Raw genomic sequence first — 24425 nt, forward strand, 5'->3', positions numbered from 1 at the left:
AGAACTCTTATGTCGCTTCCCACCATTGATGAGCTGGTAGCGCTCTATAGCCAGAGCAAGGGCAGCGATGTTGGTCAAGCTGAGCATCGCCTATTTCAGCGGCACGGTCTTGAGCCCTTAATTCCCTTGCTTGCTAGCGCGTATCCACTCATACGGCGTGGCAGCGGTCGGGCTAGCATTTTGTTTTGGCTTCCTCGGTATGCCCGTGTGCGCCAAGATGTCGTTTCACTTGCGCTATCAGCGCTGACCGACCGTTCATACATCGTGCGCGAGTACGCTTGCTCAATTTTGGCGTACTCACTTCGCCCCGACGTCATTCCGCAACTCACCTCACTCCAAGCTCATCCAGATCTCAAGACTCGTGCTGCGGCAGCTGCCGCGATCGACGCAATCTCCAGTAAAAATCATCACTACTTTGTCGACCGGAAGCATTCTGGTAGTACCTTTTGGGGCGTCAACCCTGGAGATGTTCCCGGGCAGTCGTTCTAACCATTCGTTCAAGGCGGACGGCTACGCCGCCGCTTAACTCCAGCGTTAGGCCCAATGAAGAAACTTTCCAGCCTCTTAGTCTTAGCAGTGTCGTTCGTGGTGGTTTCTTGCGCATCAACCACGCACCCAAAAAAAGCGATCCCAGCTTACTTCCCCGCTGGCGTTGTCAATGATTTTGAGCAGGGCTGGTTTGGCTCGGACCTATCTGCAATGAAAGAGCCAGTTCTTTCAGCGGCGGGCAAACCCTCTGGCTATTTCGCACTAAGGATCCTGCTGCTTCCAACATGGGGCCCGCCAGTTGCAGTTCGCTATGAAACAGACGGTGCGCATGGGACATATCGCTCCGTGATGCTCTCGGGTCAGGGAGGTTACGATCCTGGAAAATTCAAGGCCGGCAAGACTGTGCCACTTACCCAAGGCGAAATCGCCGCTCTCCACCTGTCGCTGGACCAAAGTGGCTACTGGTCCTTGCCGCAAAAGGATGATGTTATGGGCATGGATGGGGATGAGCTTGTAATGGAGACGATTCAGAATGGAGAGCATCGTGTGCTGGTTCGATGGACGCCTAGCGCCAACGCGCGTGAGCGCAAGCTTGAACGCTTAGTCTCGTTCTACACATCCGAGTTCAAAAAAGCAGGCTTCTGGCCGCAGTCCAATGAATAGGCCTAACATCTCGTTCAAGGCGGCTTCGCCGCCGCTTAACTCCAGCGTTAGGCTCATGAGCGCATCTGCAAAGTACATTCCTGTCATCGCAGTCCTCTTGCTCTTCGCTTGGTCGGCAGCCAGCGCCAATAGCGTCGAATCTTCGTGGCTCGATCTCATCAAAGAAAACTTTGCGCCTTCCTGCGCTGTTACGCTCACGAAGATTGGCAAAACCGTGTCGGGCAACAACGGGCTTCGGAGCGAGCAATGGTTCTTGCAGACGTGTCAGGGTAAATTCGAGTATTGGGTTTCCTACTATCCAACCGCAGCCTTCCCAAATCGCACGAGCCCTTACGAGGTCAAGCAGGTTTCCAAATTAGGTGGATCGGCGGGTAGGCCTAACATTTCGTTCAAGGCGGACGGCTTCGCCGCCGCTTAACTCCAGCGTTAGAGCCCATGATTGACCTACAGGCACGATCGAAACTTGCAGAGGCTTCGCGCTCATTGGTCGCGGGGCTCATCACTAATCATCAGTTCGACGACCACATTCCGAGGTCAAGCGATCCCGCAATTCGTGAGATCTACAACAAAGCTTTTTGGCTCATGTACTGCGATTTGCGTCAGTATCGACTCAAAGGGCGCGATCGGCTTTCTCCGCAAGCACGCGAGGTCGCCGCGCGTTGCATCCTGTTTCTCAAGTCCAATCTTCCATACGGCTGGCCGGTTCTCACAAAGCCCGCCGCTGTGCTGCTCACAATCGCCAATTTGTTCACGCTCGGCATTGCCGGCAGGATCTATTCGTATCGTGCCACTCGCGGTCGCGAAATCTCTTATTGGCCATTTCTCTCAAGCGAACAATACTCAGCGGCGTTACGCTCACCGGCCTACCTGTCGGGCAATGGGCTCTAACATCTCGTTCAAGGCGGACGGCTTCGCCGCCGCTTAACTCCAGCGTTAGCCATCAAATGATCATCAATGCGATAAGAGGACTCGGAGTTCTACACGCGATCATGGGCTTCTTTGTCTTGCTACCCGCGTTGAAACTGTTTGCTCTACCGGAGAACGAGTATCTATCTCGGGCACGGGCGATTTATCTTGGTTGCACATACGTGCTTGCATCGTTGGCACTGACAGTTTGTGCATTCGCTGCGTGGCATCGGCCACCATTTGCATGGTTCTTTGCTCTAATCTCAATGTTCACATACTTACCAAGTCCCGGCTGGGCACCACCTCGGACCAGCACGGCCAAGGCTCTAAATCCCAAGCAATTCAAGCGTCACGTTCCGTTGGTAATTGCAGCTCGACTGCTCGGTGTCATCTTGCTTGCCGGTGCGGCGTATCGGCTAGACGGCTAACAATTCGTTCAAGGCGGACGGCTACGCCGCCGCTTAACTCAAGCGTTAGGCAGCATGTGCACAGACCTCAGCAACGTGGACACCCTTCTAAGGCAGCTCATCGACTGCTGGTGCGAGCGGCGCGCACTTCGGCCACTGGGTGCAATATTGCCCTGCTATCCAAGGGTAAGCGGCCTCACCGATGAGTGGGCGTTGCTTGCAACAAGCTTAAAAACCATCCGTTTCCAGTTCGCCAGCGATCTCGAATCCAGTGAGCTGGACCGCGTGGTTGAGCTTCAGCACCTTGCGGAATCGGTCGTGTACCGGTGAGCATGCTGTCTAACTCATCATCCAAGCGGACGGCTTCGCCGCCGCTTAACTCTAGCGTTAGGCGTATATAGGGATTCGTATGCGTGGCGAGATCGAAAATTGGAACAATGGTTGGTACGGTGTAAGCCTCGGACTCTCAGTTGCCGAGATCGACCATCTAATTGCGTTGCTTACAAATCTTCGCAACGAGCCTGAGCAACACTTTCATATTTCAAGTGACTACGTGGGTCCTGAAGGCCTCGGTGACATCGAGGTCTACGTAGCGGAGCCGGGTAGCCTCAACAATATGCATCTAGGTAGTAAAGCGTTGGCACCCGGCGATTCCATTCCCTAGGTAGTCGCCTAACTACTCGTTCAAGGCGGCTCCGCCGCCGCTTAACTCCAGCGTTAGGCCCCTATGAGCATTGCTTCTCTTATTTTCATCGCCGCAGCTGTTAGCCCTCAGATCGCATCAGTGCCAACAGGTCAGGCCATCGTTAATAGATGCTGGGAGGGTCACGACCACCCGCAGATGAGTGCATGTGTAAATGAGCAAGCTGCGGCGGCGCGTTCTTCTTTGGCAGGAGTCGAGCTGTTGCTTCGAGAGTCTCTGGCAAGGCAACATAAAGCGGCCTCAGCTTCGTTGCTCCGTTCCACCGCCAACTCATATCAGGCGTATCGCACCAGGCAGTGTCAGCTCCAAGGAGCATTGGCCAGCGCTGGCAATGGCGCCGCCGAAATTCGCCTGGCTTGCGAAGCAGCGCTAGACATGGCTAGATCCGAGCAGCTCAAAGCGGGCCTTCAGTGGGTTGCACCCGGGGCCTAACATTTCGTTCAAGGCGGACGCCTCCGGCACCGCTTAACTCCAGCGTTAGGCCGCAGAAAAGCCCGCGATGATCGAATATCGAGTCACAAAGTACGACCCAGCCAACCGCGATGCCGGAGGAGCGTCCACTCTCACCGAGTGGACCTCGTTTAGCGACATCGGCTGCATGTTCAATGGATTACCGCTGTCTGAAGTCGAGTATCTGCAGGTTGAAAACGCCTACATCGTTTCCGCTCTTGAATTCCTTCGTGAGTCTGGTGTTTCTTCACTGGCGGTTCGCGAACTGGAGAACCATCGCGGGGCATCGCTGACATTTGGCGAGGGTTCAAACCTGTCGCTAGATCAACTCAAAACTGCACTCTCTCGCATATTAAGAGAGGAATTCTGGTGCAAGCTTGAGGGGCGAGATTCGTTCATCCACATTGGGTACGACTACAATATGTACGTTGGCGTGCCGGCGTGTTGCTCCAGGGCGGAGCAAGTTGCAAGCGGCCTCGGTCTGTTCGTAGAGCCATTCCAGTCGCCATACGGTGGCATGGGTGCGGCCTAACAATTCCGTAAGAGACTTCCGATCAAGCCCAGACGCATGATGCTTTTGCCCTGAGCTTTCGGGCCGCTGCTGGTCATCGTGTTGCATCGTGCATGTCAGTGCTGTGCGTTCGGCAATGAATGTCAGACTGCATTTCCGTAATCGGTCTTGTTGAGCCAATGATGCTGGCTCGGACCTGTGTATATACCGCACCCGAAGACCTCGTTCGTTCATCGGACTGTCCGGCGCTCGGGGATCGGCCGAAACACCGCTTGGACGTCCATCTAGTTAGTCAGGTTCTCTCCGGGGTGGTCTGACCTGTTGTCTACCGTGTCGCGCTGACGTTGAATCGAAACTTCCCTCTAGGCTGCATGGGTGTGCCGATGCATCGGATACTGCAGGCACGCGTGCGGGTCGTAGTTGACGTCGTGCGCCAACATCGCCCAGATCTGCCGGGCATGCTTGTTGGCAATGGCCACGATCACCTTGCCGAACGGCATGCGCCCATCGAGTGTGCGTATCCACAACTGTTCCGGCGTGGCCTTCTCAGTGGCGACGGCCTTGGCCCGTTGCAGGCTGCTGCGCGCGCCCTGGATCAGCAGGGTGCGCAGGTACGCATCGCCACGACAGCTGATCTCGCCCAGCCGTGCGTGTCCGCCGCTAGAGTGCTGGGTGGGCACCAGCCCCAGCCAGGCGGCCATCTGCCGACCGTGCTTGAACTCACACGCGTTGCCCACGGTGGCCACCGCCGCATCGGCGGTGATCGGGCCAATACCGACGATGGCGCGCAGCCGCCCACAGCGCTCGTCCTGTCGCGCGTGCGCTTCAATGCGTGCGTCGCACGCGTCGAGGTGCGGGCGCAACTGCGACCAGTGGTCTGCGAGATCACGCAGCAGTTCCTTGAACTCGGCCGGCAACCCGATCTGCGCATCCAGGTCGCCCAGCAGCCGGCGCAGGGCCAGATCACTCTGCGCCACGATCACCCCGAACTCGGCGAGCAGACCGCGGATGCGGTTGCCGATCGCCAGCGATTCGGCCTTGTAGCCCTCGCGCACCCGATGCCAAGACAGCCGCACCTGCTGGTCGACGTCTTTGACCGGTACGAAGCGCATGTTGCCTTGCCGCGCCGCCGTGGCAATCGCCTCGGCGTCGTTGCGATCATTCTTGCTGCGCGAGCTCTTGCGGAACGGCGTGACGAACTGTGCAGCGATGATGCGCGGTTGCAGACCGCATTCCAGACATCGCCGCGCCCAGTGATGCGCGCCGCTGCACGCCTCCATCGCCACCACCGTGCCGACTGGCAGCTGGGCCAACCACAGGCCAAACGGCTCACGGTGCATATCCTGCCGCCGCAGCACACGGCCAATGCCATCGACCTCACACGCCGAAAACAGGACTTTCGCCAAATCCACGCCGATGGTTATAGTGCTCATGGAGACTTCCTCTTCTGCTGACGGTTGTTTCGCAACACCATCGTGGCCTTCGAGGCCGTAAGGGGAGGAAGTCTCTTTTTACTCGTTCAAGGCGGACGCCTCCGGCGCCGCTTAACTCAAGCGTTAGAGCCTTATGTATGTCGCGAGCCCGAATCCCAACTTGGCTTTTCGTCGTCTGCTCCGTGGTGCTTGGTGTCGTCGGTGCGCTCATGGTGGTGACGGCGTTTAGTACGGCGTCTCTTCACTTTGGTCATTGCGGCCCGAGTAGCCTTTTGTCACCCGAGCTGTATTGTCGCGGAGCGTCCCAACTTCTCATTGTTGGGTATGGCGTCCTGCTCGCTTCTGCGGTGTTTGCAGGTGTTGCCATCTGGCTTCGGGTGATGCGTCGTGGCAGGCTCTAACTACTCGTTCAAGGCGGACGCCTCCGGCGCCGCTTAACTCCAGCGTTAGGCGACACAGCAACCGGCGCACACTCCGATGAGCCAAGAACAGCATCCACCATCGCTGCACGGTTCCTGCCATTGCGGCTTAGTACGACTCACGCTGCCGGCGGCACCCGACACGGCAACCAGTTGCAACTGTTCGCTATGTCGGCGCACAGGAGGAATATGGGCCTACTACGAAATTGGCTCGGTCTCTATCCAAGGCCATCCCGAGAATACGGAAAGCTACGTGTGGGGCGACCGAACCCTGAGGAATGTTCGGTGCAAGAACTGCGGTATCGTCACCCATTGGGAACCAATTGAACTCGCATCCTCCGCTCGCCACGGAGTGAACCTGCGGAATTTTGAACCCGCGCTCTTGGAGTCGGTCGTCGTTAGGCGCTTCGATGGAGCAGGCACCTGGAAATTTCTAGAGTGAGCGCGTGCCGCCTTCCGCATCTGGCGCTGAGAAGTTCACAGGTGCCATTCAATCATTCAAGGCGGACGCCTCGGGCGCTGCTGAACTCCAGCGTTGGGCACCAATGCGTCATCTTGGCAAATTGAGGCACACAATGAGTCCGAAACAAGATCGTTATGTTCTGCACCTGGCTTGGTACGACGAGGAGCAATGGCAGCTACTTTGTGCTTTGGTACCCAATCGCGGCGAGCTCGATGACACGTACGAGCAATGGCAGCAATCTGCGCGCCAAGCTGTTCGTGAGATTGAGTCCAGCGGGCGCAAAGTGGAGCGTGTCTCTGTCGACGTGTTGGCCATGTCAGAATGGTGCAATGAGCGTAATGTTCCGCTAACAGGGTCGGCACGCGCCGAGTACGTGGCCCAATTGGCAAACGAGCCTCGCAGCGGTGGCGCCTAACCAATCATTCGAGTCGGACGGCTCCGCCGCTGCTCAACTCCAGCGTTAGGTGGGTGAAAAAGCCACGCCTCATTCACCCGCCATATTCGGATCAGGCTTCCTGACTAGGAATGATGGTGATGCGTCCATTAACGACGTCGACGCGCACCCTCTGACCTACGGCGAAGCCGGCTTGCTTCAGCCAGTAGCCACGCAGGCGCAGGTAGGGAACAGGTGGCGGCGGTCGCCGATCACTTCGCTTGTGGATGTAGAAACTGTAGCCAATAGTGAGTAGGCGACATGCCGTGAGGGTACGGATTCGAGCAGCCATGATGGCCTCCTAGCGGTTCGTTGAGTACGCCCCTGTTGAGAGGGGCGGCCGAGTACTTCAACACCGCCGCTAGACGGCCCCCAGCTTTCCCCGGCAAGCCGGGTCTTGTATCACTGGACGCTACTCGACCATAGAAAACCTATGGTCATAAAAAGTCCGCGATGACAGCCGCGGGCACTGCTAGCGGTAAGGTGTGTTGAGCACCTAGGAATGTAAGCTAGCGGGTAACGGGGGAGCGGGTCAACTTTGGGACTTGCCAAACAACTTGTTCAAGGTGGACGGTTTCGAGGTCGCTTAACTCCAGCGTTATCGCCCATGAAATTTAGCCGACTCTTCGTTGTGACCGAATTCAAATTTCGCGGAAGGGATGATGATTGTGAGTAACCGTCCTGTCGGACTGGAGCTGGTCATGATCCACAAGCAGGTCGTGCTCACTGCCGATCTAGTGGGCACGGTGGTGTTTGCGATCGAGGGCGCCAACGCGGCTATCCGCGCGAGACTGGATCTGCTCGGCGTGTTGGTGCTGTCATTCATCGTCGCGCTTGGCGGCGGCATAATCCGCGATCTGCTGATCGGCGCGACACCGCCGAGTGCCATACGCGACTGGCGCTATCCGATGCTCGCGTTTGTCACAGGATTGGTGACGTTTCTGATTAATACGCAGATCGAGGCTGTGCCGGCGCTGCTCTTGACGACTCTCGATGCTGCCGGCCTCGCACTGTTCGCGGTGGCTGGTGCGGAGAAATCACTCGACTTCAAGATCAACCCATTTATCGCGACGCTGATGGGCGCGATTACTGGCTGTGGTGGAGGTGTCATGCGCGACATGCTGCTCGCACGAGTGCCAATGGTTATGGTCGCGGAAATCTATGCAAGCGCGGCCTTACTCGGCGCGGCGGTCGTCGTCGTCGGTCGACGGCTCGGGTGCCCACCGGCCTTAGCGGCGGCGCTGGGCTTTGTTGTGTGCTTCGCGTTGCGAATAACGGCGGTTCGGTTGGGTTGGCAGCTGCCAAAGATTGGCTAATAGCCGCGTCCAACCGATTTCGGTTTGGCGGTTGGAGTTTCAATGTGTGTTTTCGACTCGAAGCGGATCTAAATCGAGCTGGGTTGAGGGCATCGCTGGCAATATCGGGACGACCATGGATACTTCGCGCGAACAGACCCTGCTCAAGCGATCGATTGCCGCCACGCTGAGCGTTGGTGCGGCGTGTGTCTGTTTTGGTTTGTGGATGGGTTCCCAGGCGATCGTCTTCGACGGTATCTATTCGCTGGTGGACATGCTTTTGACCCTAGTCGTGCTGGCGGTGTCGCGACTGTTGTCCAATGAAGGAAGTCGCCGGTTTCAGTACGGCTACTGGCATTTGGAACCTCTCGTCGTTGCCTTCAATAGCGCCATGCTCAGCCTGGCCTGTGTCTACGCCGCAGTTAATGCAATCACTGGCCTGATCGGTGGTGGACACACATTGGCTTTTGGGCTTGGCGCCTTCTGGGCTGCACTGATCGGTGCCATCAGCCTGGCAATTTCTGCTTACATGCGGCGTGGCGCCAAAGTGCTGTCGTCGGAGTTGCTGAGGCTGGATGCACGCGGCTGGCTTATCGGCGGCAGCCTTAGCATCGCCTTGCTAATCGGTTTTACTGCAGCAGCACTTATGGCTGGCACGAGCCTGGATCCTTTTGCACGTTATGTCGATTCGGCCGTCTTGCTGATCATCTCGCTGTTCCTATTGCCAATGCCGATCATGACGATCTGGCATGCGTTGCAGGAGGTCATGATGGTGGCTCCGAGCGATCTCGACCGGCACGTGCGCACGATCATGGATGCCCTCATCATCGAGTACAGCTTCCGGGGCTACACCAGCTATGTCACCAAGACAGGACGTGTCGAAGTCATCGAAATCCATGTGGTCATTCCTATGGACTATCACCTGGAAGGTATTAGCCAGCTCGACGCAATCCGTCAGCAGATCGCCGACCGGCTCGGAGGACAAAGCACCCAGTACTGGCTGAGCATCGCCTTTACCGGTGATCTGAAATGGGCTTGAACTTGTGTTGATCGGAACGTGGGCCACAGGACGCCGTGCAGCCTCAGCTAGGCCGCCTCAATCGTTCGTTAGAGAGAGCGGTGCCCAGCGGCTAAACTTGGGCGTTAGTGAATGTCCGCCTTTGGATCAATTTGGCTCTAGAACCCAACGCACCGCCACGAGCCAGATCACCGACACGTAGCGCCACCAGGTTGTGCCCTCACAGCTTGCTATCGATCACCAAATTGAACAGAGCGAGCTCGCGAGTACTTCGCTGCAACTGTATTCATGAGTTCCAGGAAGGATTGACCTTATGACGTTGAGGGCCACGATCTTTGCGCTCCTCCTAAGTTTGTTCTTGATTCCTCGAAATGCATTTGCTGGCGATGATGCATGTAGGCATCAGCTGCCGAAGGAGCTTGTTTCTGCGATAGCGGAACGGTTCCCTGAGCACCGTACTCCTCGCGAAAATGACAATTTGGCTGAAGACGTGGGTTGGGCACGAAACCATGGCGGAAGTGCTTGCCTGGGCGTAGCGTCTGGAAACTTCTACGGCGACGGAAAAATGCAGTGGGTGGTTGCGCTCAGATCGAAGAAAAATGCCGATTCATCCTTGATCATCGTGGCACGCCGAAGCCACTCTGGTTGGCACTTTGACAAGTTGCTGTTGTGGCCAACCCTGGCATCCCACTTATATGTGGCCCGCGAGCCGCCGGGTCACTACGAGCGAGCCGATAGAGACCCTACAAACAAAAACGAAGCGGAGCAGTTGAAGTGCGAGCATGACGCCATTGCTATCGGTGAGACCGAGGCTGGGCAGTTAAACTACTGCCAGGTCATGGGCAAGTGGCTGTCTATAACTGTGGCCGAATGATCTGTGGAGGACGACGGGGTCATCACCAGTCTTCGCCGCGATCGGACCTCGCGCGCAGGACATGCAAGCGGCAATCTCGGAATGTCCGCTTACGAAAGCGGACCTTTCCATCCTTAACCATAACGAGGAGTCCCGAGCTTCTGGGCTATGGTTAACCGTGCAATGGGACCTTCTGATATCCGTTATGGTGAGCCCACGAGGACTCGGGCCAATGGATCTATCCCCTTCGTTCGGGTACCTGTTCTGGGCGCAGATGCGTATATCGCTTCAACGTTCCCCACGAATCGTGTAGCGTAAAATGTGCCACCTCTTGGATGGAGTAGCCCCGTTCAAAAAATCGGCTAGTCGCCTCGTGCCGCAGGTCGTGGAAATGCAGATCCCTGATGCCGAGGAACTTGCAGGCGCGCGTGAATGCGGCGCCGATCGAGCGTGGGTTATATGGGAAGATGTACTCGTTGTCTAAGCCGGCTTTTCGCTTTGGCTGGGCTTTGATGATTTCCCATCCTTCAGAGAGCAATCGGAAGGTTCGGTCATTCCCCTTCTTTCGGGTGGGGTGCTTGACGTCTTCCAGCATGGCCACGCCTTTTGCTTCGTCGAGATTCGCCCATTTGATCCGAGTGATCTCTTCCACGCGCCTGGATGTCGCGATAGCAAAGCGGAACACGTCAACCATAGGGATATCCGCGCGGCCGTCGCGGTTTGCGAAGTATTCGAGTAGCCGACCTTCTTCGTCGCCCTGTAGCCGACGCTCGCGAGCTTGCGACTTCGCTATTAGTTTGCGCTGCCGCAACGCGTGCCGTGCGTCATCCAGCCGAGATAGGTCCGCCAGCACGCCCAGAGTTGCCCGTGCAGATTTCAGAACCTGACCAATCCAGACAAAATCGTTGCCGACCGTTGAGGGGCCGGCACCTTCCGCTTTCCGCGCTTCTGCATGCCGAATGTAATCAGGAGTCGTGATCGACGTTACGACCAATTTCGCAATAGCTGCCTTGCGGATTCTCTTCAAGTCCGCTGCCTTCGTGCGACCCCATTCGGCATCATCGCCGATCTCTTCGACGTACCAGTCAACCAGATCGCCCAGCGTCTGCTTGCGGCCCAGCGGCTCGCCGCGAGCGCGACGTTGATCGAGCTCTGCTTCCATCATGCGCATCCATTGTTGCGCGAGCGCCTTCCGATCGAAGGTTTCCGTTTCGCTGTGCGACTTGCCGTCGCGCATGACTCGGACTTGCGCCCTGTATCCTGTGCTTCCGTCCTTACGCTTGCGGGCAGTGATCGTTCCCATTTGCTACATTCGTCTCCGTGGAGCAAATAATGTAGCAAATCCGTAGCAAAAACGTCCAGAAATCATCCGAAATGGCAGCAAATACGACAAACCTTGAGGGCCTAAAAAGCCCAGAAATCCTTGTAAAGTCGCCGTCTAACGCCGATTTTCGCGTATGTGTCGCCCCGATGATGGACTGGACCGATCGGCACTGCCGCTACTTCCATCGGCTGCTGTCGCCGCGCGCGCGGCTGTATACCGAGATGGTGACCAGCGCCGCGCTGGTGCGTGGCAAGCAGCTGCGGCTGCTCGAGCACAGCCAGCAGGAGCACCCGGTCGCCTTGCAGCTGGGCGGCAGCGATCCGCACGAGCTGGCGCAGGCGGCGCGCTTCGGTGCCGAGGCCGGCTATGACGAGATCAACCTCAACGTGGGTTGCCCGTCGGATCGAGTGCAGTCCGGCCGCTTTGGCGCCTGCCTGATGCGCGAACCGGCGCTGGTCGGCGATTGCGTGAAGGCGATGCGTGGCGCAGTGGCGGTTCCGGTGACGGTGAAATGCCGCATTGGCGTCGATGACCAGGACGATTACGCCGGGTTGCAGCACTTCACCGAGACGATGCTGGAGGCCGGCGTCGAGGTGCTGGTAGTGCATGCGCGCAAGGCCTGGCTGCAGGGGTTGTCGCCAAAGGAGAATCGCGAGATCCCGCCGCTGGACTACGAGCGGGTATACCGGCTCAAGCGTGAGTTCCCGCAGCTGGTGGTGGTGATCAACGGCGGTATCACCACGGTGGCCGAGGTGCAGGCGCATCTGGCGCAGTTGGACGGCGTGATGCTGGGGCGCGCGGCGTATCACGATCCGTATCTGCTGGCGCAGGTCGAGGCGGCGCTGTATGGCGAACCCCTGCCGCAGCGCGCTGACGTGCTGCGCCACCTGCAACCCTATGTGGAGGCCGAGCTGGCGCGCGGCACTGCGCTGAAGCACGTCACCCGCCATCTGCTGGGCTTGTACCAGGGTGAGCCGGGCGCGCGGGCGTTCCGCCGCACGCTCAGCGAAGGCGCGCATCTGCCCGGTGCTGGCTGGGCGTTGCTCGAACAGGCGCAGGCGCCATGTTCGGTGGCGGCGTGACAGCCGGCAGCCGTCCGGTCAGTATTCAGCCGTGATTACCTACGCTAGGCGCACCGGCGAGTGCCGGGCGGAATCAACGCGCATGACCATGAACAAAAGTTTCATCCTGACTCTGTTGGCATCATTGTGCCTCGGCGGCGCTGCTGTGGCCTCGGCGCAGGTGCTGACCATGGATCAGGCAGTATTCAAGGTGAAGCAGGAAACCGGCGGCAAGGTGCTGTCGGCCGAGCAGCGCGGAGTCGGACGTCGGCAGGAGTACCGCATCAAGGTGCTCACGCCGGAGGGGCATGTGCGAGTGATGGCGGTTTCCTCCGATGCGAGCAAGAATCCGGCTTCCAGTCAGTCAACCAAGAATCCGCCCGCCAAGAACGCGGGCAGCAAGGAGAAACACTGATGCGCATCCTGTTGGTGGAGGACGAGGCGCCGTTGCGCGAGACGCTGGCGGCACGCCTGAAGCGGGACGGCTTTGCGGTCGATGCGGCGCAGGATGGCGAGGAGGGCATCTACCTCGGTCGTGAAGTGCCGTTCGATCTGGCGATCATCGACCTGGGCTTGCCGAAGATGTCCGGCATGGATCTGGTCAAGGCGCTGCGTGAGGCCGGCCAGCGTTACCCGATCCTGATCCTGACCGCACGCGGCAGCTGGCAGGACAAGGTCGAGGGGCTGAAATACGGCGCCGACGATTACCTGGTCAAGCCGTTCCATGTGGAAGAACTGCTGGCCCGGATCAATGCACTGGTGCGTCGTGCCAGCGGCTGGTCGAAGCCGATCCTGGCCTGCGGCATGATCAAGCTGGACACCACCGCGCAGACGGTGACGGTGGAAGGCAAGCTGGTCGACCTGACCAGCTACGAATACAAGGTGCTGGAATACCTGATGCTGCACGCGGGCGAGCTGGTCTCCAAGGCCGACCTCACCGAGCACATCTACCAGCAGGACTTCGATCGCGACTCCAACGTGCTCGAAGTGTTCATCGGCCGGTTGCGGCGCAAGCTCGATCCGGAAGGCACCCTCAAACCCATCGAGACGGTACGTGGACGCGGATACCGCTTTGCCATCCCGCGCACCGACGGCGACGACGAATGAGCTGGAATCGCCGCGCCGACCGCTATCACTGGCGGCTCGCGCGGCGATTGCCACCGGCTTCGTCCTGGCCGGCTTCCTCGGCCTGGTCGGGCTGACCCTGTCACAGGCGAACAACGAGCGTGCGCTGAGCGCGCTGCATGATCGGCTGCAGAATTTCGCCATCGCCTACATCACTAATACCGACGTCAACCGCTACGGCAACAAGCTGCTGCCGCCCAGCGATACTTTGCCGGATCCGAATTTCTCGCGACCCGGCTCCGGGCTATACGCGGTGGCCGTGGGTGAGTATGGGTTCCACTGGGAGTCGGCCTCGGCGATCGGTCGCGATTTCAGCTTCCTGAAACCATTGCAGCCGGGAGAGAGCCAGTTCATCGGCCCGATCGATACGCGTATGGGGCGGCTGTACTACTACAGCTATGGCGTGGCGCTCGATACCGATGACAAGAAGAAATCGGTGCAGCTGACTATGACGGTGGCGCAGACCGAGGCGCAGTTCGAGGGCGACAACGCGGTGTTCCGGCGTACGCTGGTGATCTGGCTGTCGATCCTCGGCGTGATGCTGATTGTGCTGCAGTTGCTGCTGCTGCGCTGGAGCCTGACCCCGCTGCGCAAGGTGGCCAGCGACATGAGCCGGGTCGAGCGCGGTGACAGCGAGCAGCTGGACAGCCAGTATCCGCTGGAGCTGACAGGCCTGACCGAGCGCATCAACGCGTTCATCAACAACGAGCGCGAGCAGCGCACGCGTTACCGGCACACCCTGGCCGACTTGGCGCATAGCCTGAAGACACCGCTGGCGGTGATTCGCTCGCAGCTGGAATCAGCGGCCGGGGACGAACCGTCACGGCGCAACGGCGTGCTGGTGCAGGTACGGCGAATGGATGAGCTGGTCGCCTACCAGCTGTCGCGCGCCGCCACCTCGGGCCGGCAGACCTTTGCCAGCGCGGTGCCGATCGCCGGCCATGCCGAGGACCTGGTGCAGAGTCTGGAAAAGGTCTATGCCGCCAAGAATGTCCTGTGCGAATTCGACATCGACGATGACGCGGTGTTCTACGGCGAGCAGGGCGACCTGCTGGAACTGATGGGCAACCTGCTGGAGAACGCGTTCAAATGGGCGGGCCACCGCGTGCTGTTGATCGTGAAGACGCAGCCATCACCCGGCCGGCAGCGTCCAGGCCTGCGCTTGAGTGTGGAAGACGACGGTCCGGGTATTGCCGAGGACAAGATCGACAAGGTGCTGCAACGTGGTGTGCGTGGTGACGAGCGTGTGCAGGGCCACGGTATTGGCCTGTCGATCGTGCAGGACATCGTGCATGCCTATCAGGGCGAACTGGTAGTCGATCGTTCACCGGAATTCGGCGGCGCCCGCTTCAGCGTGAAGCTGGCGGCAAGCTAGCGATGGCTTGAGTCATTCAGCGCGGACGGCTGAATCCGGGTGGCTCGGAGCCCTCGGCGGGTGAGCGGCCGTAGAACGCTTCCAGCAACACGGAGATTGCCGGTTCCGCCTGCCGCAGCAGTGTGGGTTGAGAGTAGTGCAGCTCGCTGACCACGGCGAAATATTCGCTGGCACTTTCCGTGGCGTAGTGGTCGATCGGACTGTCGTGACTATCCGGCGGGGCATTGACCAGGTGGGCGTAGGCGAGCTGGAACTGCTCGATCCAGCGCCGTCGCGGAATGTCCGCCAGCGGCGGCACGCCATCTGGTGGCCCGTCGAGCATGTCCAGCTTGTGTGCCATCTCGTGCACGACCACGTTGTAGCCGTCCCACGGCTGCTCCAGATCCAGTTGCACATCGGCCAGCGAGAGCACCAGCGGGCCGCGTTCCCACGACTCGCCCAGCAGCACCTCATCGCCCTCGGTGACCACGCCGGTGCGGTCATCGTGATGACTGCGACGTACCTTGAACTCGCCTGGATAGACCAGCACCTCGCGCCAGCCGCGCAGGCTGCCGGCGCCTTGCTGCAGCGCTGGCAGACAGGCCTGCATGGCAATCAGCAGGCGCCAGTAGTCGTCCAGCACCGCACCGGCCAGCGCATGGAAATTCTTGCGGGCGAGGAACAGCGCGGCCAGTCGGCGCAGTTGGACTTGTCGCTCGGGATCCAGTCGGCGCGCGAGCGGACAGCCATTCAATGCGCGCCGCCACAACGGGTCGGCAATCGGCGGAGGTTCAAAGCGAGCCCGCAGTGATTGCCACCAACGTCCGGGCATGACGCCGAGTGCTACTGGATGGATCCAGGCAGCAGCGATTGCCAGCCCAGATGCGGCTGGCGAGAATGCGCGGGCGTTGAAGAAGCGCCGCCGGAGCGATCGTTGCTGTTGCCGGAAGTGCTGCTGGAATTGTCGTTACTGGTGGCGTGCGACGGAGCGTCGCGGGTCAGTCCCAGCGCATCACCGTTGCTGCTGTTGATGTCACGCGAGCCGGCGCTGTCGGAGGCCGCGTGCTGGGCGTTGTCCTGATCCTGGGTGTCCAGATTCGTCGCGGAGGCACCGCCGATGCCGGCGATGCACAACGTGCAACCGATAAGCCAATGTGTGGCACGCATGGCGATCGAACTCCCTGACCCGCAAGCGAAGACCCTGATCGTCTCAGAAACATGAAGGGGGTGCCAGTGCTGCCGGCCGGCCCATCGTCCACTCCGGCGGCGATGCCGGATGCCGCATGCCGCGCGGGCCGGGCTAAAATCCACCCATGTCCATCCTGACCTGCTCTTCCGCCCCACGCCACCACTGGCCGGTTGTCGCTCCTGTGCGCAGGGTCGGCTGATGCAGCCGGCACAATTACTGGCCCTGCTTGCCGCCGGTGAGCCGCTTTCCGGCGCCGGTCTTGCCGAGCAGGCCGGGGTGACCCGGGCGGCGATCTGGAAGCAGATCGAAACCTTGCGCGCCCGTGGCGTGCCGATCGAGGCACGTGGCGCGGCCGGTTACAGGCTGCCGTGGCCGCTGCAGATGCTGGATGCGAAGCAGATACGCGCCGGGCTGCCGGCTCCGCTAGCGCATGCGCTGGGCGCGCTGGAAGTGCATTGGGAGCTGGATTCGACTTCCAGCGAGTTGCAGCGGCGCGGAGCCTCCGCGAAGGATTTCAGCGTGCTGTTGGCGGAGACCCAGACCGCCGGGCGCGGGCGGCGCGGGCGCACCTGGTTGTCGCCGCCGGGGTTGAACCTGTATCTGTCCTGCCTCAAGCGCTTCGAGCTGGGGTTTGCCGCGTTGAGTGGCTTGTCGCTGGCGGTCGGGGTGATCGTGCTGCGTGCATTGGAGCAACTGGGCATCACCGGGGCTGGCCTGAAATGGCCAAACGACCTGCTCGCCCTCACGCCCGGGCGGCCGGGCGGCAAACTGGGCGGCATCCTGGTCGAGCTCAGCGGTGAATACCAGGGGCCGTGCGCGGCCATCATCGGCATCGGCCTCAACCTGCGCTTGACCCCTGAGCTGCACACCCAGGCCGGCCAGCCTGCCTGCGATCTGGCCGCGCTGGCCGATGGCACACCACCGGATCGCAATCGCGTGGCGTCGGTGCTGATCGCGGCGCTGGTGGAGGGGCTGCGGCAATTCGAGAGTGATGGTTTCGCTGGCTTCGGCGCCGACTATGCGCGGCATGACCTGCTGCACGGCCAGCCGCTGCAACTGAGCGGCGTGCTCGGCGCGTTCGACGGCATTGGTGCCGGTGTGGATGCCCGCGGCGCACTGCAGGTGCGCATGGCCGACGGCAGCCTGCGACTGGTCGATAGCGCCGATGTCACGGTGCGCCGCGCATGAGGCTGTTGCTCGATCTGGGTAACACGCGGCTGAAATGGGCGTTGCAGCAGGGCGACGGCTGGCTGGCGCAGGGTTCGGTAGCGTGGGATGAGCCTGTGGCGGACGTGCTTTCCGATGCCTGGTCTGCGTTGCCGCTGCCAGCGGCCGTATTCGGTGCCTCGGTGGTGGACGCTGCGCGCGAAAAGCAGATTGCCACGTGTGTTGCCACTGAGTCCTGGTGTGACGTGACCTGGTTGCGCACGCCAGCCAGCGCCTGCGGCGTGCGCAATGCCTATGCCGAGCCACAACGACTGGGCGTGGATCGCTTCCTGGCCATGGTGGCGGCGCATGCGGATGGTTATTCGCCGTGTGTCCTGGCAGGCATAGGGACGGCGCTCACGCTTGATGCGCTGGCCGCCGATGGTCGGCATCTGGGTGGCCTGATCGCGCCGGGACCACAGCTGATGCAGCAGTCCCTGCTGGAAGCGACCGCACGGGTACGGCCGCAGCGGCCCGGTGAGATTCTGGAGTTGGCCGACAACACCGCCGACGCCGTGGTTTCGGGTTGCTGGCAGGCGGCGGCGGCACTCATCGAACGCTTCGCCACACGCATGGCGCCGAGGCTGGGCGGTACGCCAGTACTGGTGCTGGGTGGCGGCGATGCTGCCATCCTGCGGCCGCTGCTGTCGTTGCCGGCACAACTGAGCCACGATGGCGTACTGCGTGGTCTGGCAGTGTGGGCTGATACGCAGGTGGCGGTGCCCTCCGCCCGATAGAATGAGCGCTGCTGACGGTGATGGGGGTTCGATGTTTCTGCGTCTGCTGTTTGTACTCTTGTGTGCGCTCAATATCGCGGTAGGTGCCTGGCTGCTGCTGGGCCAGCCCTATGTCCGCGGCGGCAACCCAGCCGATCCCGGTGTCGCGGAATTGCGCCTGCTGTCGGAGCTGCCGGCACCTGCAGGCACGACCTCGGCGCTCATTCCGGCGACAGGCTCGATCGCAACAGCCGCGCCACAGACCATCAGCTACAGCTGCCTGGCTCTGGGCCCGTTTGCCACTCAACAGGATCTGCGCAATGCGCGCCAGGCGTTGACCGCCCAGGCTACGCGCATGCGTTCGCGCCAGGAGCTGGCCAGCCAGACCAGCGGCTGGTGGGTCTATCTGCCGGCTGCCGGCAGTCGCGCAGAGGCGCTCGAGCAGGCGCGGCAGCTTGGTGCGCACAACTTCAACGACTACTTCGTGGTCAGTTCCGGCGGCCAGCCCAATACCATTTCGCTGGGCGTGTTCAAGGATCCGGCCAATGCGCGCAAACGCCGCGATGACGTGATTGCCGCCGGCTTTCCTGCCCGCATGGCCGAGCGCGGCGACAGCGTGCCCGAATACTGGCTTGACCTGGTGGTGCCCGACGGCAGCCATTTCGACTGGCAAAGCCGCATCCACGTCAGCGGCATCGGATCGCATAGCGCCGGTTGCTTTTGAGCATGGATGGCGGAGCCTGCTAGAATCCCCGACCTTCGCCGGCATAGCTCAGTTGGTAGAGCAACTGATTTGTAATCAGTAGGTCCCCAGTTCGAATCCGGGTGCCGGCACCATTTGATAGTCCGAATTAGTTCGATGTGGTCCGAAATAGGCCGACTAACCCATTAGAAATAGGGTTTTCGGTCTTTTTTGTGTCCCATGCTGTCCGAATTCGTTCGTTGCAATTCGGGGGCAGATGGGGGCAGTATTGGGGAATGTTGACCTCTTGCCCAAGCCAGATGGCCCCAGGACATCTTTCGAACCAGATGATTGCCGAGCTAATGCCGGTGAGCCGAACTGTGAAGCTCGGCGACGGTGGTGGCCTGTATTTACAGGTCAACCCGAGCGGCTCACGTTGGTGGCGTTTCCGTTACGGATGCTCATAGTGGTGGCGGGCTTCGCATTGGAGAGGTCAATACGAGTGGTCTCCGCATCCCGCTTAGCGCGCTACTCAGGCACCGTACCGAATACGAGGGTGCAGAGCCTTTTTGACGCTTGAGCTAGTCGAGTACGCAACCCCGCTTCGGCGGGGTTTGTCGTTTTGTGAGACTGGAACCCTATCCCCCACAAACTCTCACTCCACAAGTTGCTGTTTATAAATGCTTGTGAGGATGTGAGAGGTGTGAGAGCTCCACGACAATATAGAAATAACATGGGTAATTCAGGGGGCTAGCCCAAGAAGGTATAGGGCGATGGATGCTCTCTCTCTTTGTATATATCTTTTACCGCTCACAACTCTCACATTCTCACAAGCCAAATCAGACAAGGGCTTAGGGTGTGAGAGTGTGTGAGAGTTGTGAGAGATCCCACCACCTAACCGCCAAATGGGCCGTTGCCGATGTCGTGATTCGATACTAAACGCACCTGAATTTGAAATTTCGAAGAAAGCATGGCGCGCCCACCCGACAACCGTAGAGACGAAGCAATCGGAACCATTCGTCGGCTGTGCACACAGCACGGGACGAAAGAGGGCGGTCGGTTAGCACGTGAGCAGTTCGCAGACATACCCAATGGCACCTGGGGACGCTGGCGCGTCGATGCACTCGGTCCCGAACCAGACCGAGCCGAACGCGAGCGAGAGGCACGAGCAACGGTCGCGGCTCAAGTTCGCGAGAGCATCCCGCATATGACGAAATTGGTCAGCAGTGAAGCTGACGTTTTGCCGGCGGCGCATCGAGCGTTGGACTTCTGGCGAATGCTCGATGAGCTTGACGCGGACACTCGTCTACTGCGTGACTACGCGGTCACAACAATGCCAGATGGCACAAGAAAGTTGCGCGTGCCGTTCGCACTGCGCGACGCGCACAGAATGCGCACTGACCTTATGAGGCTTGCGCTGCAGCATGCCGAGGTCGCGTGGTCGACTGAACGCATGCGCCAGATGTACGACGCAATCCTAGACGTGATCGGCGAGGTGTCGCCCGATGTGCAGCGCTTGGTTCTGGATCGGTTGCGACGACTGCAAAGCGAGTTAAAGGATAGAGACGGTGTGTGAGCTTTCATCCGATTTTTCCGTCGCGTATGCCTTTGGCCGGCGAGAAGAACGCGCTAAGCATGCCGTATGGCGTAGCCAATTGGCGCATGGTCTGCTTGCGCTTGGTGATGCGATTGCTCGCAATGGCTCGCACCCCGAGCTCGTGGTGGCGTACGACATTGTCGGAAGAATATTCGCCCCCGATAACGAATGAACAAAGTTGAGCATCCAAGTAAGCATCTCTTCCGGTGGTCGCAATCCACCTAATCGCCTATTAAGACGTGCCCATGTTGCTGTGACCATTGCATTGAATGGCCTTATGCTAAGGGCGGCGATTTATTCGCCGCTCCCTGTTAACCCACCTTGCGGTCGGCTCCGCTGCCCAATGCGGTAATCTGCTTGGGCATCGAATGGGTCGTTGAAATTTTCCGACGTGGCGGCGTACAACTCATTGTTGAGCAGCATGTCTTCCAACTGCCGGCGACGCTTTTTCTCGTATTTCTTCTTGTTGCGCGGAATATCCCGGAACTTGTAGAGGTGCCGGGGATACCCGCACTCAACCAGACGTGCACGGCGCCTCAGCAATGGCATGTTTAGGATAGCGTTCGCCGCCATTGCGTTTTCCGCAATTGCGTGCAGGTCCGACGGTGTGGGGGCCCACACGTGGGACAGAGAAATTGCCATCGCTGTAGTTCCTCATGAAGTCGAAGCGCTGTATCCCGTGTTCATAGAAAGTCCGCGCGCGGTCGTCGAGAATCGCGTATGGCGCCGGCAGTTTTTTGTGATACTGCCGCGATCAAACGTCGATATGCTCAGGCTCGATCGGCACAATGCACCGATCGTGGCCGACGACTTCGACTTCATGCTCCAGTGATCACGCTGGTATCAGAGATTGTGAATGGTCGCAGCCATCAGGGGCACCAACTGAGGGAGGTGCGCCAAGCCTGCCTCGAGCAGTTTTTCTGTCAACTTTTCGAGCATTTTGCTTGGAAGCTTTCTCACCGATTCTTTCAGTTCGTCTTTTGCGGACGGATCGGCATCGGTTGCATCAATTTTTGTGATCAGCAACTGTTTTAGGGTGTCCTCGTCTAGCCTCACAGTTACCACTCCTAGGATGGCACCCAAGCCTCCATCGTTTGCCATGAAGTCCAGGCCCTTAGCCGTAATCTTCGCACTGAGGACTCGTAAAGGCGTGTTGAGCGTCTTATCGAGCTTGGCAACGATCAGCCCATGCTCATGCAAGTAGTGAATGTTGACCAGTACGTCGCCGTGGCGGCCGTCAAACATTTCATGTTCGGTAAGGCTCACCTCTTCGGGATATTGATGGGCAAACTGATCCAGTAATCGCCGCTGAAATCCACGTTCGAGCCGCTCTGCCATGGGCGTGACCTATACATTTGTGGGATGGCCACAACATTAGCGCTAAAGGGAGGCGAATTCGCGGGCAGGCGCCCTGCTGCGATCACATTCGGATCTGGGCGGTGAGACTAGGCCTCGGTTAGGTGCTGAACATTGGTCCAGTGTTGGGAGATGCCTGATGTGTTACTACGCGCTGATACGCACAAGCAGCAGGCGATAGCGTATGGCTATTTCTTTTGCGTTCGATTGTGAGGACGTGGTTTGGACACAGCGCTTCGTCAGTCCCAAGGTCTACTTGGACACGTTCGCCATCCGGGAGATCTCCGACAGTGACGAGCTGTCGGTGCGGTTCGCCGAAGCCGTCCAAAGTCGGAACGGTACCTGGCTCCTGGCGGCCGTTTCAATGGGGGGAGTTTGCCCGTTTCGCTGACCCCCGTCATGTGGACCGGGTTGAGCAGTTGCTGGCAAAAGTGGTGCCCCACATTTACCTGTTCCAGTCCGAACCCGCCCTGGCACGGGCGGCGGGGGGCGACTCCGATACTGCGGCGCGGCCAACGCCGCCCTCCGACCACCGCAATATGGACCTCTTTTCCTGCTGTTGGGCTCAGGCCCAGTCCATTCCGGAGACATTCCGAGGGATGTTCCAGATGGTCCACGAGATAGTGTCACAGCAAGCGTCTTTGTATCGCCAGGGGCCGCCGCATATATGTCCATCGTCCTTGCGGATCACAATGTCGAATTCGTAAAAAATACCGAATTCGGAGTGCTTGGTATGAATGCGAATGTCGAAACCTTTCCTGACGACAGTTCTTAGGCAAGCCATGTGCATACCTCGAAGATGTTGGGCCGTGATACTGCCTTGGAAACTACCGTGCAACTAGGCCATGAATGCACACATCGCGCCCGCGCGCGAGGCCGGTGAGCCATGAATAGCTACTACGCGTACGCGCGAGCGGCTATAGGCCACCTCACCGTCGTGGAGATTTAAGGGAGGGCTAGAATGCGAAGTCGTCAGATTCAGGCGCAAGAATGTTTATGAGCAAGCAAGCGGAGCCACAGGATGCGCTATTCACGAGGGTCTATTGGGCTAGGCCGGTGCCAAGTCCCGGCGAAGCAGGTGATACAAGCCCAGATCCCATCTTTCACGCGGTTGGTATGGCTCTCTCAACTTGGGAAAGTGCGGAGTGTGCCTTGGCGATGCTATTTCAGGTGATGTCGAGAGCTGAAACCGCAAATGCTCACAACGCTGTTCGACGCGCATTCGGTTCAATAGAGAGCAGTGCTGGGCGCAGGAGGGCACTTGAGGCTGCAGCTGAGATTTACTTCGCCCAAGAATGGGAAAATCCAGTAGTGAGAAAGCCGTTCAAGAGTCTGATGTTGGCATTTGAAGAAGGTTCCAAGCGTCGAGATGAAATTGCTCATGGGATGGCGTACGGGGTGACCTTCAACAGCACCCCGATGGGGTGCTTTCTGTTCCCAGCCGAGTACAACACACAGCGGACAACCCCATGGATGGGCAACGCTGATGACCCGTTTGCGTTCTCTAGAGCCAAATATCGCTACACCTCAACCATGATTCATGGTTTGGCCAGCAAGTTTGGCGAGTTGTGGCACAAGGTCATCGAATACACCCCCACCATAAGAATGGTTAACGGTACGCCGGCGGTGATTTTGGACGCGCGCTTCGGAGACGGAACTGCACAAAAGGTCGAAGCTATGCTCGCCGAGGAAAAGTCAAAGGCCAACTCAGCTTCAAGTTCTGAGGTTAAATAATCGAATACGCGCCATCCACGTCAGGTCGAACCGATGACCGGGCATTGATCTGAAATGAACTCGTTCGCCATCCCCAAAGCTCTTTGCAACTTGAAGAGAGAGGAAATGAGCCCCACTTAATGTGCACCAGCATATTGGACTGGAACTGGAGGTGCCCCATCAAATGGATACTTTCGAAGCTGCAAGCCTGGATTGAGGCTTGATACTGCACAGGGCCGTTAGCAACGGTCCTTTTTCATATCGGCTTCACTTGATGAGATACCCCGCGCAGACTCTCGTCCGCACTCGAGGCTTCGTCCGAATCTGACGCTACCCGTAGGCGATCTTCAAAGCCAGCGCGATACCCCGCCATGGTGTGAGCACGTTCCTCGGTGACTCTGACTGAAGCTGTAACTACTGTCGCGACATTGGGCAGTAGCGCCTGTGGGAGCGTTTCCTGACACGGTGTGGGCAGGTCGATGCACCGTGTTGCCAGCCTTGTTGACGTAGCTTCCCGACTCGATCAAGCGATCGTCGTGGGCAGGCGCTGTCTGCTGCGTCTGTTGCGCTGGCGGGGACGGTGCGAGCTGGTAAGCCGGTGCGGGGGCAGCGAACGCGCACGCCAGACCAAGCGCCGCCGCTAGGATGAGTTGCCGATACATGAGTTTCCCTGGGTTGCCGGCGAGCTCCGGCAAGCGCATGCCCCCTGGCACGTTGGAGCACTATAGCCATCGTCCGCTGACATGACATCAGCGTTCGCCTACCCAGTTGCACGCTATCTCCCGATAGCCGCCCTGTCGCCATCGCTGCACATTGATCCAGCCCGGGAAGTCTGGTTCCTCGCCGATGCACCGGGCGCCCCGAGCCGTAGCAATCCCCTTGCCCGGTTCACTGGCCCCCGAAAGGGGGCCTTTCTCGTTGAAGGACCCGCTGGATGCAGGCTCCGCAGCAACGGGCAGATACCGAGGGCACAGCGAACAACTTTCCCACGCCCGAGTTTGATATAAAGCGTATTGACCGCTCGTGCTGAACTGCAGCGCCGGGCCATAAGGGGAAATC

At 59.3% G+C, this 24425-nt stretch carries 28 protein-coding genes and 1 tRNA gene; 20 read left to right on the forward strand and 9 right to left on the reverse strand.

Going from position 1 to position 24425, the window contains the following annotated elements; all coding sequences use genetic code 11:
- From GSQ75_RS17665 to GSQ75_RS17695, 6 genes are all read left to right on the forward strand, one after another.
- Positions 1-489, forward strand: a 489-nt coding sequence (locus tag GSQ75_RS17665) for a hypothetical protein (protein ID WP_216840706.1), incomplete at its 5' end; no start/stop codon positions are given.
- Between the two features lie 54 nt (positions 490-543).
- Positions 544-1152: a hypothetical protein gene (locus tag GSQ75_RS17670; RefSeq protein ID WP_158756207.1), complete on the forward strand. Its 609-nt coding sequence runs from the start codon at positions 544-546 to the stop codon at positions 1150-1152.
- Between the two features lie 55 nt (positions 1153-1207).
- Positions 1208-1570 carry a hypothetical protein gene (locus GSQ75_RS17675; RefSeq protein ID WP_158756208.1) on the forward strand — a complete coding sequence of 121 codons (363 nt, stop codon included), beginning with the start codon at positions 1208-1210 and terminating at the stop codon, positions 1568-1570.
- A 17-nt stretch (positions 1571-1587) separates the two neighbouring features.
- On the forward strand, positions 1588-2040 hold the full coding sequence (locus GSQ75_RS17680; RefSeq protein WP_158756209.1) for a hypothetical protein: 453 nt from the start codon (positions 1588-1590) through the stop codon (positions 2038-2040).
- An 834-nt stretch (positions 2041-2874) separates the two neighbouring features.
- On the forward strand, positions 2875-3129 hold the full coding sequence (locus GSQ75_RS17685) for a hypothetical protein (RefSeq protein WP_158756210.1): 255 nt from the start codon (positions 2875-2877) through the stop codon (positions 3127-3129).
- A 538-nt stretch (positions 3130-3667) separates the two neighbouring features.
- Positions 3668-4150 carry a hypothetical protein gene (locus GSQ75_RS17695; protein WP_158756212.1) on the forward strand — a complete coding sequence of 161 codons (483 nt, stop codon included), beginning with the start codon at positions 3668-3670 and terminating at the stop codon, positions 4148-4150.
- Between the two features lie 341 nt (positions 4151-4491).
- Here GSQ75_RS17695 and GSQ75_RS17700 read toward each other — a convergent pair whose 3' ends face one another.
- Entirely contained in the window at positions 4492-5562 is a 1071-nt protein-coding gene (locus GSQ75_RS17700; RefSeq protein ID WP_158756213.1) for an IS110 family transposase, read from the reverse strand.
- 994 nt (positions 5563-6556) lie between these two features.
- Here GSQ75_RS17700 and GSQ75_RS17705 point away from each other — a divergent pair.
- Positions 6557-6859 carry a hypothetical protein gene (locus GSQ75_RS17705; protein WP_158756214.1) on the forward strand — a complete coding sequence of 101 codons (303 nt, stop codon included), beginning with the start codon at positions 6557-6559 and terminating at the stop codon, positions 6857-6859.
- 91 nt (positions 6860-6950) lie between these two features.
- On the opposite strand, the gene GSQ75_RS17710 is transcribed toward GSQ75_RS17705, so the two are convergent.
- Positions 6951-7169 (reverse strand): SymE family type I addiction module toxin, encoded by a 219-nt coding sequence (locus GSQ75_RS17710; RefSeq protein WP_158756215.1) that lies wholly within the window; start codon positions 7167-7169, stop codon positions 6951-6953.
- A 409-nt stretch (positions 7170-7578) separates the two neighbouring features.
- Here GSQ75_RS17710 and GSQ75_RS17715 point away from each other — a divergent pair, with 409 nt between their 5' ends.
- The 3 genes from GSQ75_RS17715 (at position 7579) to GSQ75_RS17725 (ending at position 10064) form a co-directional block, all read left to right on the forward strand.
- Positions 7579-8193 carry a trimeric intracellular cation channel family protein gene (locus GSQ75_RS17715; protein ID WP_158756216.1) on the forward strand — a complete coding sequence of 205 codons (615 nt, stop codon included), beginning with the start codon at positions 7579-7581 and terminating at the stop codon, positions 8191-8193.
- Positions 8194-8308: 115 nt separating this feature from the next.
- On the forward strand, positions 8309-9211 hold the full coding sequence (locus GSQ75_RS17720; RefSeq protein WP_158756217.1) for a cation transporter: 903 nt from the start codon (positions 8309-8311) through the stop codon (positions 9209-9211).
- 292 nt (positions 9212-9503) lie between these two features.
- Positions 9504-10064, forward strand: coding sequence for a hypothetical protein (locus GSQ75_RS17725; RefSeq protein ID WP_158756218.1), 561 nt, complete (start codon positions 9504-9506; stop codon positions 10062-10064).
- Positions 10065-10281: 217 nt separating this feature from the next.
- Here the strand turns inward: GSQ75_RS17725 and GSQ75_RS17730 are convergent, their stop codons facing one another.
- Positions 10282-11280, reverse strand: coding sequence for a site-specific integrase (locus GSQ75_RS17730; protein ID WP_254058642.1), 999 nt, complete (start codon positions 11278-11280; stop codon positions 10282-10284).
- 137 nt (positions 11281-11417) lie between these two features.
- On the opposite strand from GSQ75_RS17730, the gene dusA reads away from it, so the two are divergent.
- The 4 genes from dusA (at position 11418) to GSQ75_RS17750 (ending at position 14928) form a co-directional block, all read left to right on the forward strand.
- On the forward strand, positions 11418-12449 hold the full coding sequence (gene dusA, locus GSQ75_RS17735) for a tRNA dihydrouridine(20/20a) synthase DusA (protein ID WP_174236753.1): 1032 nt from the start codon (positions 11418-11420) through the stop codon (positions 12447-12449).
- Positions 12450-12531: 82 nt separating this feature from the next.
- Positions 12532-12843 carry a hypothetical protein gene (locus tag GSQ75_RS17740; protein WP_158756220.1) on the forward strand — a complete coding sequence of 104 codons (312 nt, stop codon included), beginning with the start codon at positions 12532-12534 and terminating at the stop codon, positions 12841-12843.
- Complete coding sequence (locus GSQ75_RS17745) at positions 12843-13535, forward strand: response regulator transcription factor (RefSeq protein ID WP_077439428.1); 693 nt, start codon at positions 12843-12845, stop codon at positions 13533-13535. Before GSQ75_RS17740 ends, GSQ75_RS17745 begins: the two co-directional genes overlap by 1 nt.
- On the forward strand, positions 13501-14928 hold the full coding sequence (locus tag GSQ75_RS17750; RefSeq protein WP_158756221.1) for an ATP-binding protein: 1428 nt from the start codon (positions 13501-13503) through the stop codon (positions 14926-14928). The genes GSQ75_RS17745 and GSQ75_RS17750 overlap by 35 nt, the downstream gene beginning before the upstream one ends.
- Before the next feature lie 16 nt (positions 14929-14944).
- Here GSQ75_RS17750 and GSQ75_RS17755 read toward each other — a convergent pair whose 3' ends face one another.
- Both GSQ75_RS17755 and GSQ75_RS17760 read right to left on the reverse strand, forming a co-directional pair.
- Positions 14945-15739 carry a M90 family metallopeptidase gene (locus GSQ75_RS17755; protein ID WP_158756222.1) on the reverse strand — a complete coding sequence of 265 codons (795 nt, stop codon included), beginning with the start codon at positions 15737-15739 and terminating at the stop codon, positions 14945-14947.
- An 11-nt stretch (positions 15740-15750) separates the two neighbouring features.
- Positions 15751-16074: a hypothetical protein gene (locus GSQ75_RS17760; RefSeq protein WP_158756223.1), complete on the reverse strand. Its 324-nt coding sequence runs from the start codon at positions 16072-16074 to the stop codon at positions 15751-15753.
- Positions 16075-16294: 220 nt separating this feature from the next.
- Between GSQ75_RS17760 and GSQ75_RS17765 the strand changes: the two genes are divergently transcribed.
- The 5 genes from GSQ75_RS17765 (at position 16295) to GSQ75_RS17785 (ending at position 20276) form a co-directional block, all read left to right on the forward strand.
- The gene (locus GSQ75_RS17765) at positions 16295-17284 is read left to right on the forward strand and encodes a biotin--[acetyl-CoA-carboxylase] ligase (RefSeq protein ID WP_158756233.1); all 990 of its coding nucleotides are present in this window, start codon (positions 16295-16297) and stop codon (positions 17282-17284) included.
- Positions 17281-18039, forward strand: coding sequence for a type III pantothenate kinase (locus tag GSQ75_RS17770; RefSeq protein ID WP_158756224.1), 759 nt, complete (start codon positions 17281-17283; stop codon positions 18037-18039). Before GSQ75_RS17765 ends, GSQ75_RS17770 begins: the two co-directional genes overlap by 4 nt.
- A 31-nt stretch (positions 18040-18070) precedes the next feature.
- Entirely contained in the window at positions 18071-18742 is a 672-nt protein-coding gene (locus GSQ75_RS17775) for an SPOR domain-containing protein (protein WP_158756225.1), read from the forward strand.
- Positions 18743-18779: 37 nt separating this feature from the next.
- Positions 18780-18855 (forward strand) — tRNA-Thr (locus tag GSQ75_RS17780).
- Positions 18856-19907: 1052 nt separating this feature from the next.
- Positions 19908-20276, forward strand: coding sequence for a hypothetical protein (locus tag GSQ75_RS17785; RefSeq protein WP_158756226.1), 369 nt, complete (start codon positions 19908-19910; stop codon positions 20274-20276).
- Positions 20277-20280: 4 nt separating this feature from the next.
- On the opposite strand, the gene GSQ75_RS17790 is transcribed toward GSQ75_RS17785, so the two are convergent.
- The 3 genes from GSQ75_RS17790 to GSQ75_RS17800 form a co-directional block, all read right to left on the reverse strand.
- On the reverse strand, positions 20281-20487 hold the full coding sequence (locus GSQ75_RS17790) for a hypothetical protein (protein WP_158756227.1): 207 nt from the start codon (positions 20485-20487) through the stop codon (positions 20281-20283).
- A 104-nt stretch (positions 20488-20591) separates the two neighbouring features.
- Positions 20592-20939 (reverse strand): hypothetical protein, encoded by a 348-nt coding sequence (locus GSQ75_RS17795; RefSeq protein ID WP_158756228.1) that lies wholly within the window; start codon positions 20937-20939, stop codon positions 20592-20594.
- A 201-nt stretch (positions 20940-21140) separates the two neighbouring features.
- Positions 21141-21635: a hypothetical protein gene (locus GSQ75_RS17800; RefSeq protein WP_158756229.1), complete on the reverse strand. Its 495-nt coding sequence runs from the start codon at positions 21633-21635 to the stop codon at positions 21141-21143.
- Between the two features lie 1170 nt (positions 21636-22805).
- On the opposite strand from GSQ75_RS17800, the gene GSQ75_RS17805 reads away from it, so the two are divergent.
- On the forward strand, positions 22806-23387 hold the full coding sequence (locus GSQ75_RS17805; protein WP_158756230.1) for a hypothetical protein: 582 nt from the start codon (positions 22806-22808) through the stop codon (positions 23385-23387).
- Positions 23388-23713: 326 nt separating this feature from the next.
- Here the strand turns inward: GSQ75_RS17805 and GSQ75_RS19355 are convergent, their stop codons facing one another.
- On the reverse strand, positions 23714-24067 hold the full coding sequence (locus GSQ75_RS19355) for a DUF3761 domain-containing protein (protein WP_343160927.1): 354 nt from the start codon (positions 24065-24067) through the stop codon (positions 23714-23716).
- Positions 24068-24425 lie beyond the last annotated feature (358 nt).

Origin of the sequence: Dyella sp. S184, assembly GCF_009766065.1 — a bacterium.
Lineage (GTDB): Bacteria > Pseudomonadota > Gammaproteobacteria > Xanthomonadales > Rhodanobacteraceae > Rhodanobacter.

Bases quoted from the DNA above. Each gene is read 5' to 3' on its own strand.
- GSQ75_RS17670 (WP_158756207.1), top strand. From the start codon at position 544: ATGAAGAAACTTTCCAGCCTCTTAGTCTTAGCAGTGTCGTTCGTGGTG.
- GSQ75_RS17720 (WP_158756217.1), top strand. From the start codon at position 8,309: ATGGATACTTCGCGCGAACAGACCCTGCTCAAGCGATCGATTGCCGCC.
- GSQ75_RS17675 (WP_158756208.1), top strand. From the start codon at position 1,208: ATGAGCGCATCTGCAAAGTACATTCCTGTCATCGCAGTCCTCTTGCTC.
- GSQ75_RS17770 (WP_158756224.1), top strand. From the start codon at position 17,281: ATGAGGCTGTTGCTCGATCTGGGTAACACGCGGCTGAAATGGGCGTTG.
- GSQ75_RS17685 (WP_158756210.1), top strand. From the start codon at position 2,875: ATGCGTGGCGAGATCGAAAATTGGAACAATGGTTGGTACGGTGTAAGC.
- GSQ75_RS17725 (WP_158756218.1), top strand. From the start codon at position 9,504: ATGACGTTGAGGGCCACGATCTTTGCGCTCCTCCTAAGTTTGTTCTTG.
- GSQ75_RS17745 (WP_077439428.1), top strand. From the start codon at position 12,843: ATGCGCATCCTGTTGGTGGAGGACGAGGCGCCGTTGCGCGAGACGCTG.
- GSQ75_RS17760 (WP_158756223.1), bottom strand. From the start codon at position 16,074: ATGCGTGCCACACATTGGCTTATCGGTTGCACGTTGTGCATCGCCGGC.
- GSQ75_RS17740 (WP_158756220.1), top strand. From the start codon at position 12,532: ATGACCATGAACAAAAGTTTCATCCTGACTCTGTTGGCATCATTGTGC.
- GSQ75_RS17680 (WP_158756209.1), top strand. From the start codon at position 1,588: ATGATTGACCTACAGGCACGATCGAAACTTGCAGAGGCTTCGCGCTCA.
- GSQ75_RS17800 (WP_158756229.1), bottom strand. From the start codon at position 21,635: ATGGCAGAGCGGCTCGAACGTGGATTTCAGCGGCGATTACTGGATCAG.
- GSQ75_RS17710 (WP_158756215.1), bottom strand. From the start codon at position 7,169: ATGGCTGCTCGAATCCGTACCCTCACGGCATGTCGCCTACTCACTATT.
- GSQ75_RS17695 (WP_158756212.1), top strand. From the start codon at position 3,668: ATGATCGAATATCGAGTCACAAAGTACGACCCAGCCAACCGCGATGCC.
- GSQ75_RS17705 (WP_158756214.1), top strand. From the start codon at position 6,557: ATGAGTCCGAAACAAGATCGTTATGTTCTGCACCTGGCTTGGTACGAC.
- GSQ75_RS17700 (WP_158756213.1), bottom strand. From the start codon at position 5,562: ATGAGCACTATAACCATCGGCGTGGATTTGGCGAAAGTCCTGTTTTCG.
- dusA (WP_174236753.1), top strand. From the start codon at position 11,418: ATGGCAGCAAATACGACAAACCTTGAGGGCCTAAAAAGCCCAGAAATC.
- GSQ75_RS17775 (WP_158756225.1), top strand. From the start codon at position 18,071: ATGTTTCTGCGTCTGCTGTTTGTACTCTTGTGTGCGCTCAATATCGCG.
- GSQ75_RS17715 (WP_158756216.1), top strand. From the start codon at position 7,579: ATGATCCACAAGCAGGTCGTGCTCACTGCCGATCTAGTGGGCACGGTG.
- GSQ75_RS17765 (WP_158756233.1), top strand. From the start codon at position 16,295: ATGCAGCCGGCACAATTACTGGCCCTGCTTGCCGCCGGTGAGCCGCTT.
- GSQ75_RS17755 (WP_158756222.1), bottom strand. From the start codon at position 15,739: ATGCCCGGACGTTGGTGGCAATCACTGCGGGCTCGCTTTGAACCTCCG.
- GSQ75_RS17795 (WP_158756228.1), bottom strand. From the start codon at position 20,939: ATGGCAATTTCTCTGTCCCACGTGTGGGCCCCCACACCGTCGGACCTG.
- GSQ75_RS19355 (WP_343160927.1), bottom strand. From the start codon at position 24,067: ATGCGCTTGCCGGAGCTCGCCGGCAACCCAGGGAAACTCATGTATCGG.
- GSQ75_RS17730 (WP_254058642.1), bottom strand. From the start codon at position 11,280: ATGCGCGACGGCAAGTCGCACAGCGAAACGGAAACCTTCGATCGGAAG.
- GSQ75_RS17785 (WP_158756226.1), top strand. From the start codon at position 19,908: ATGACGAAATTGGTCAGCAGTGAAGCTGACGTTTTGCCGGCGGCGCAT.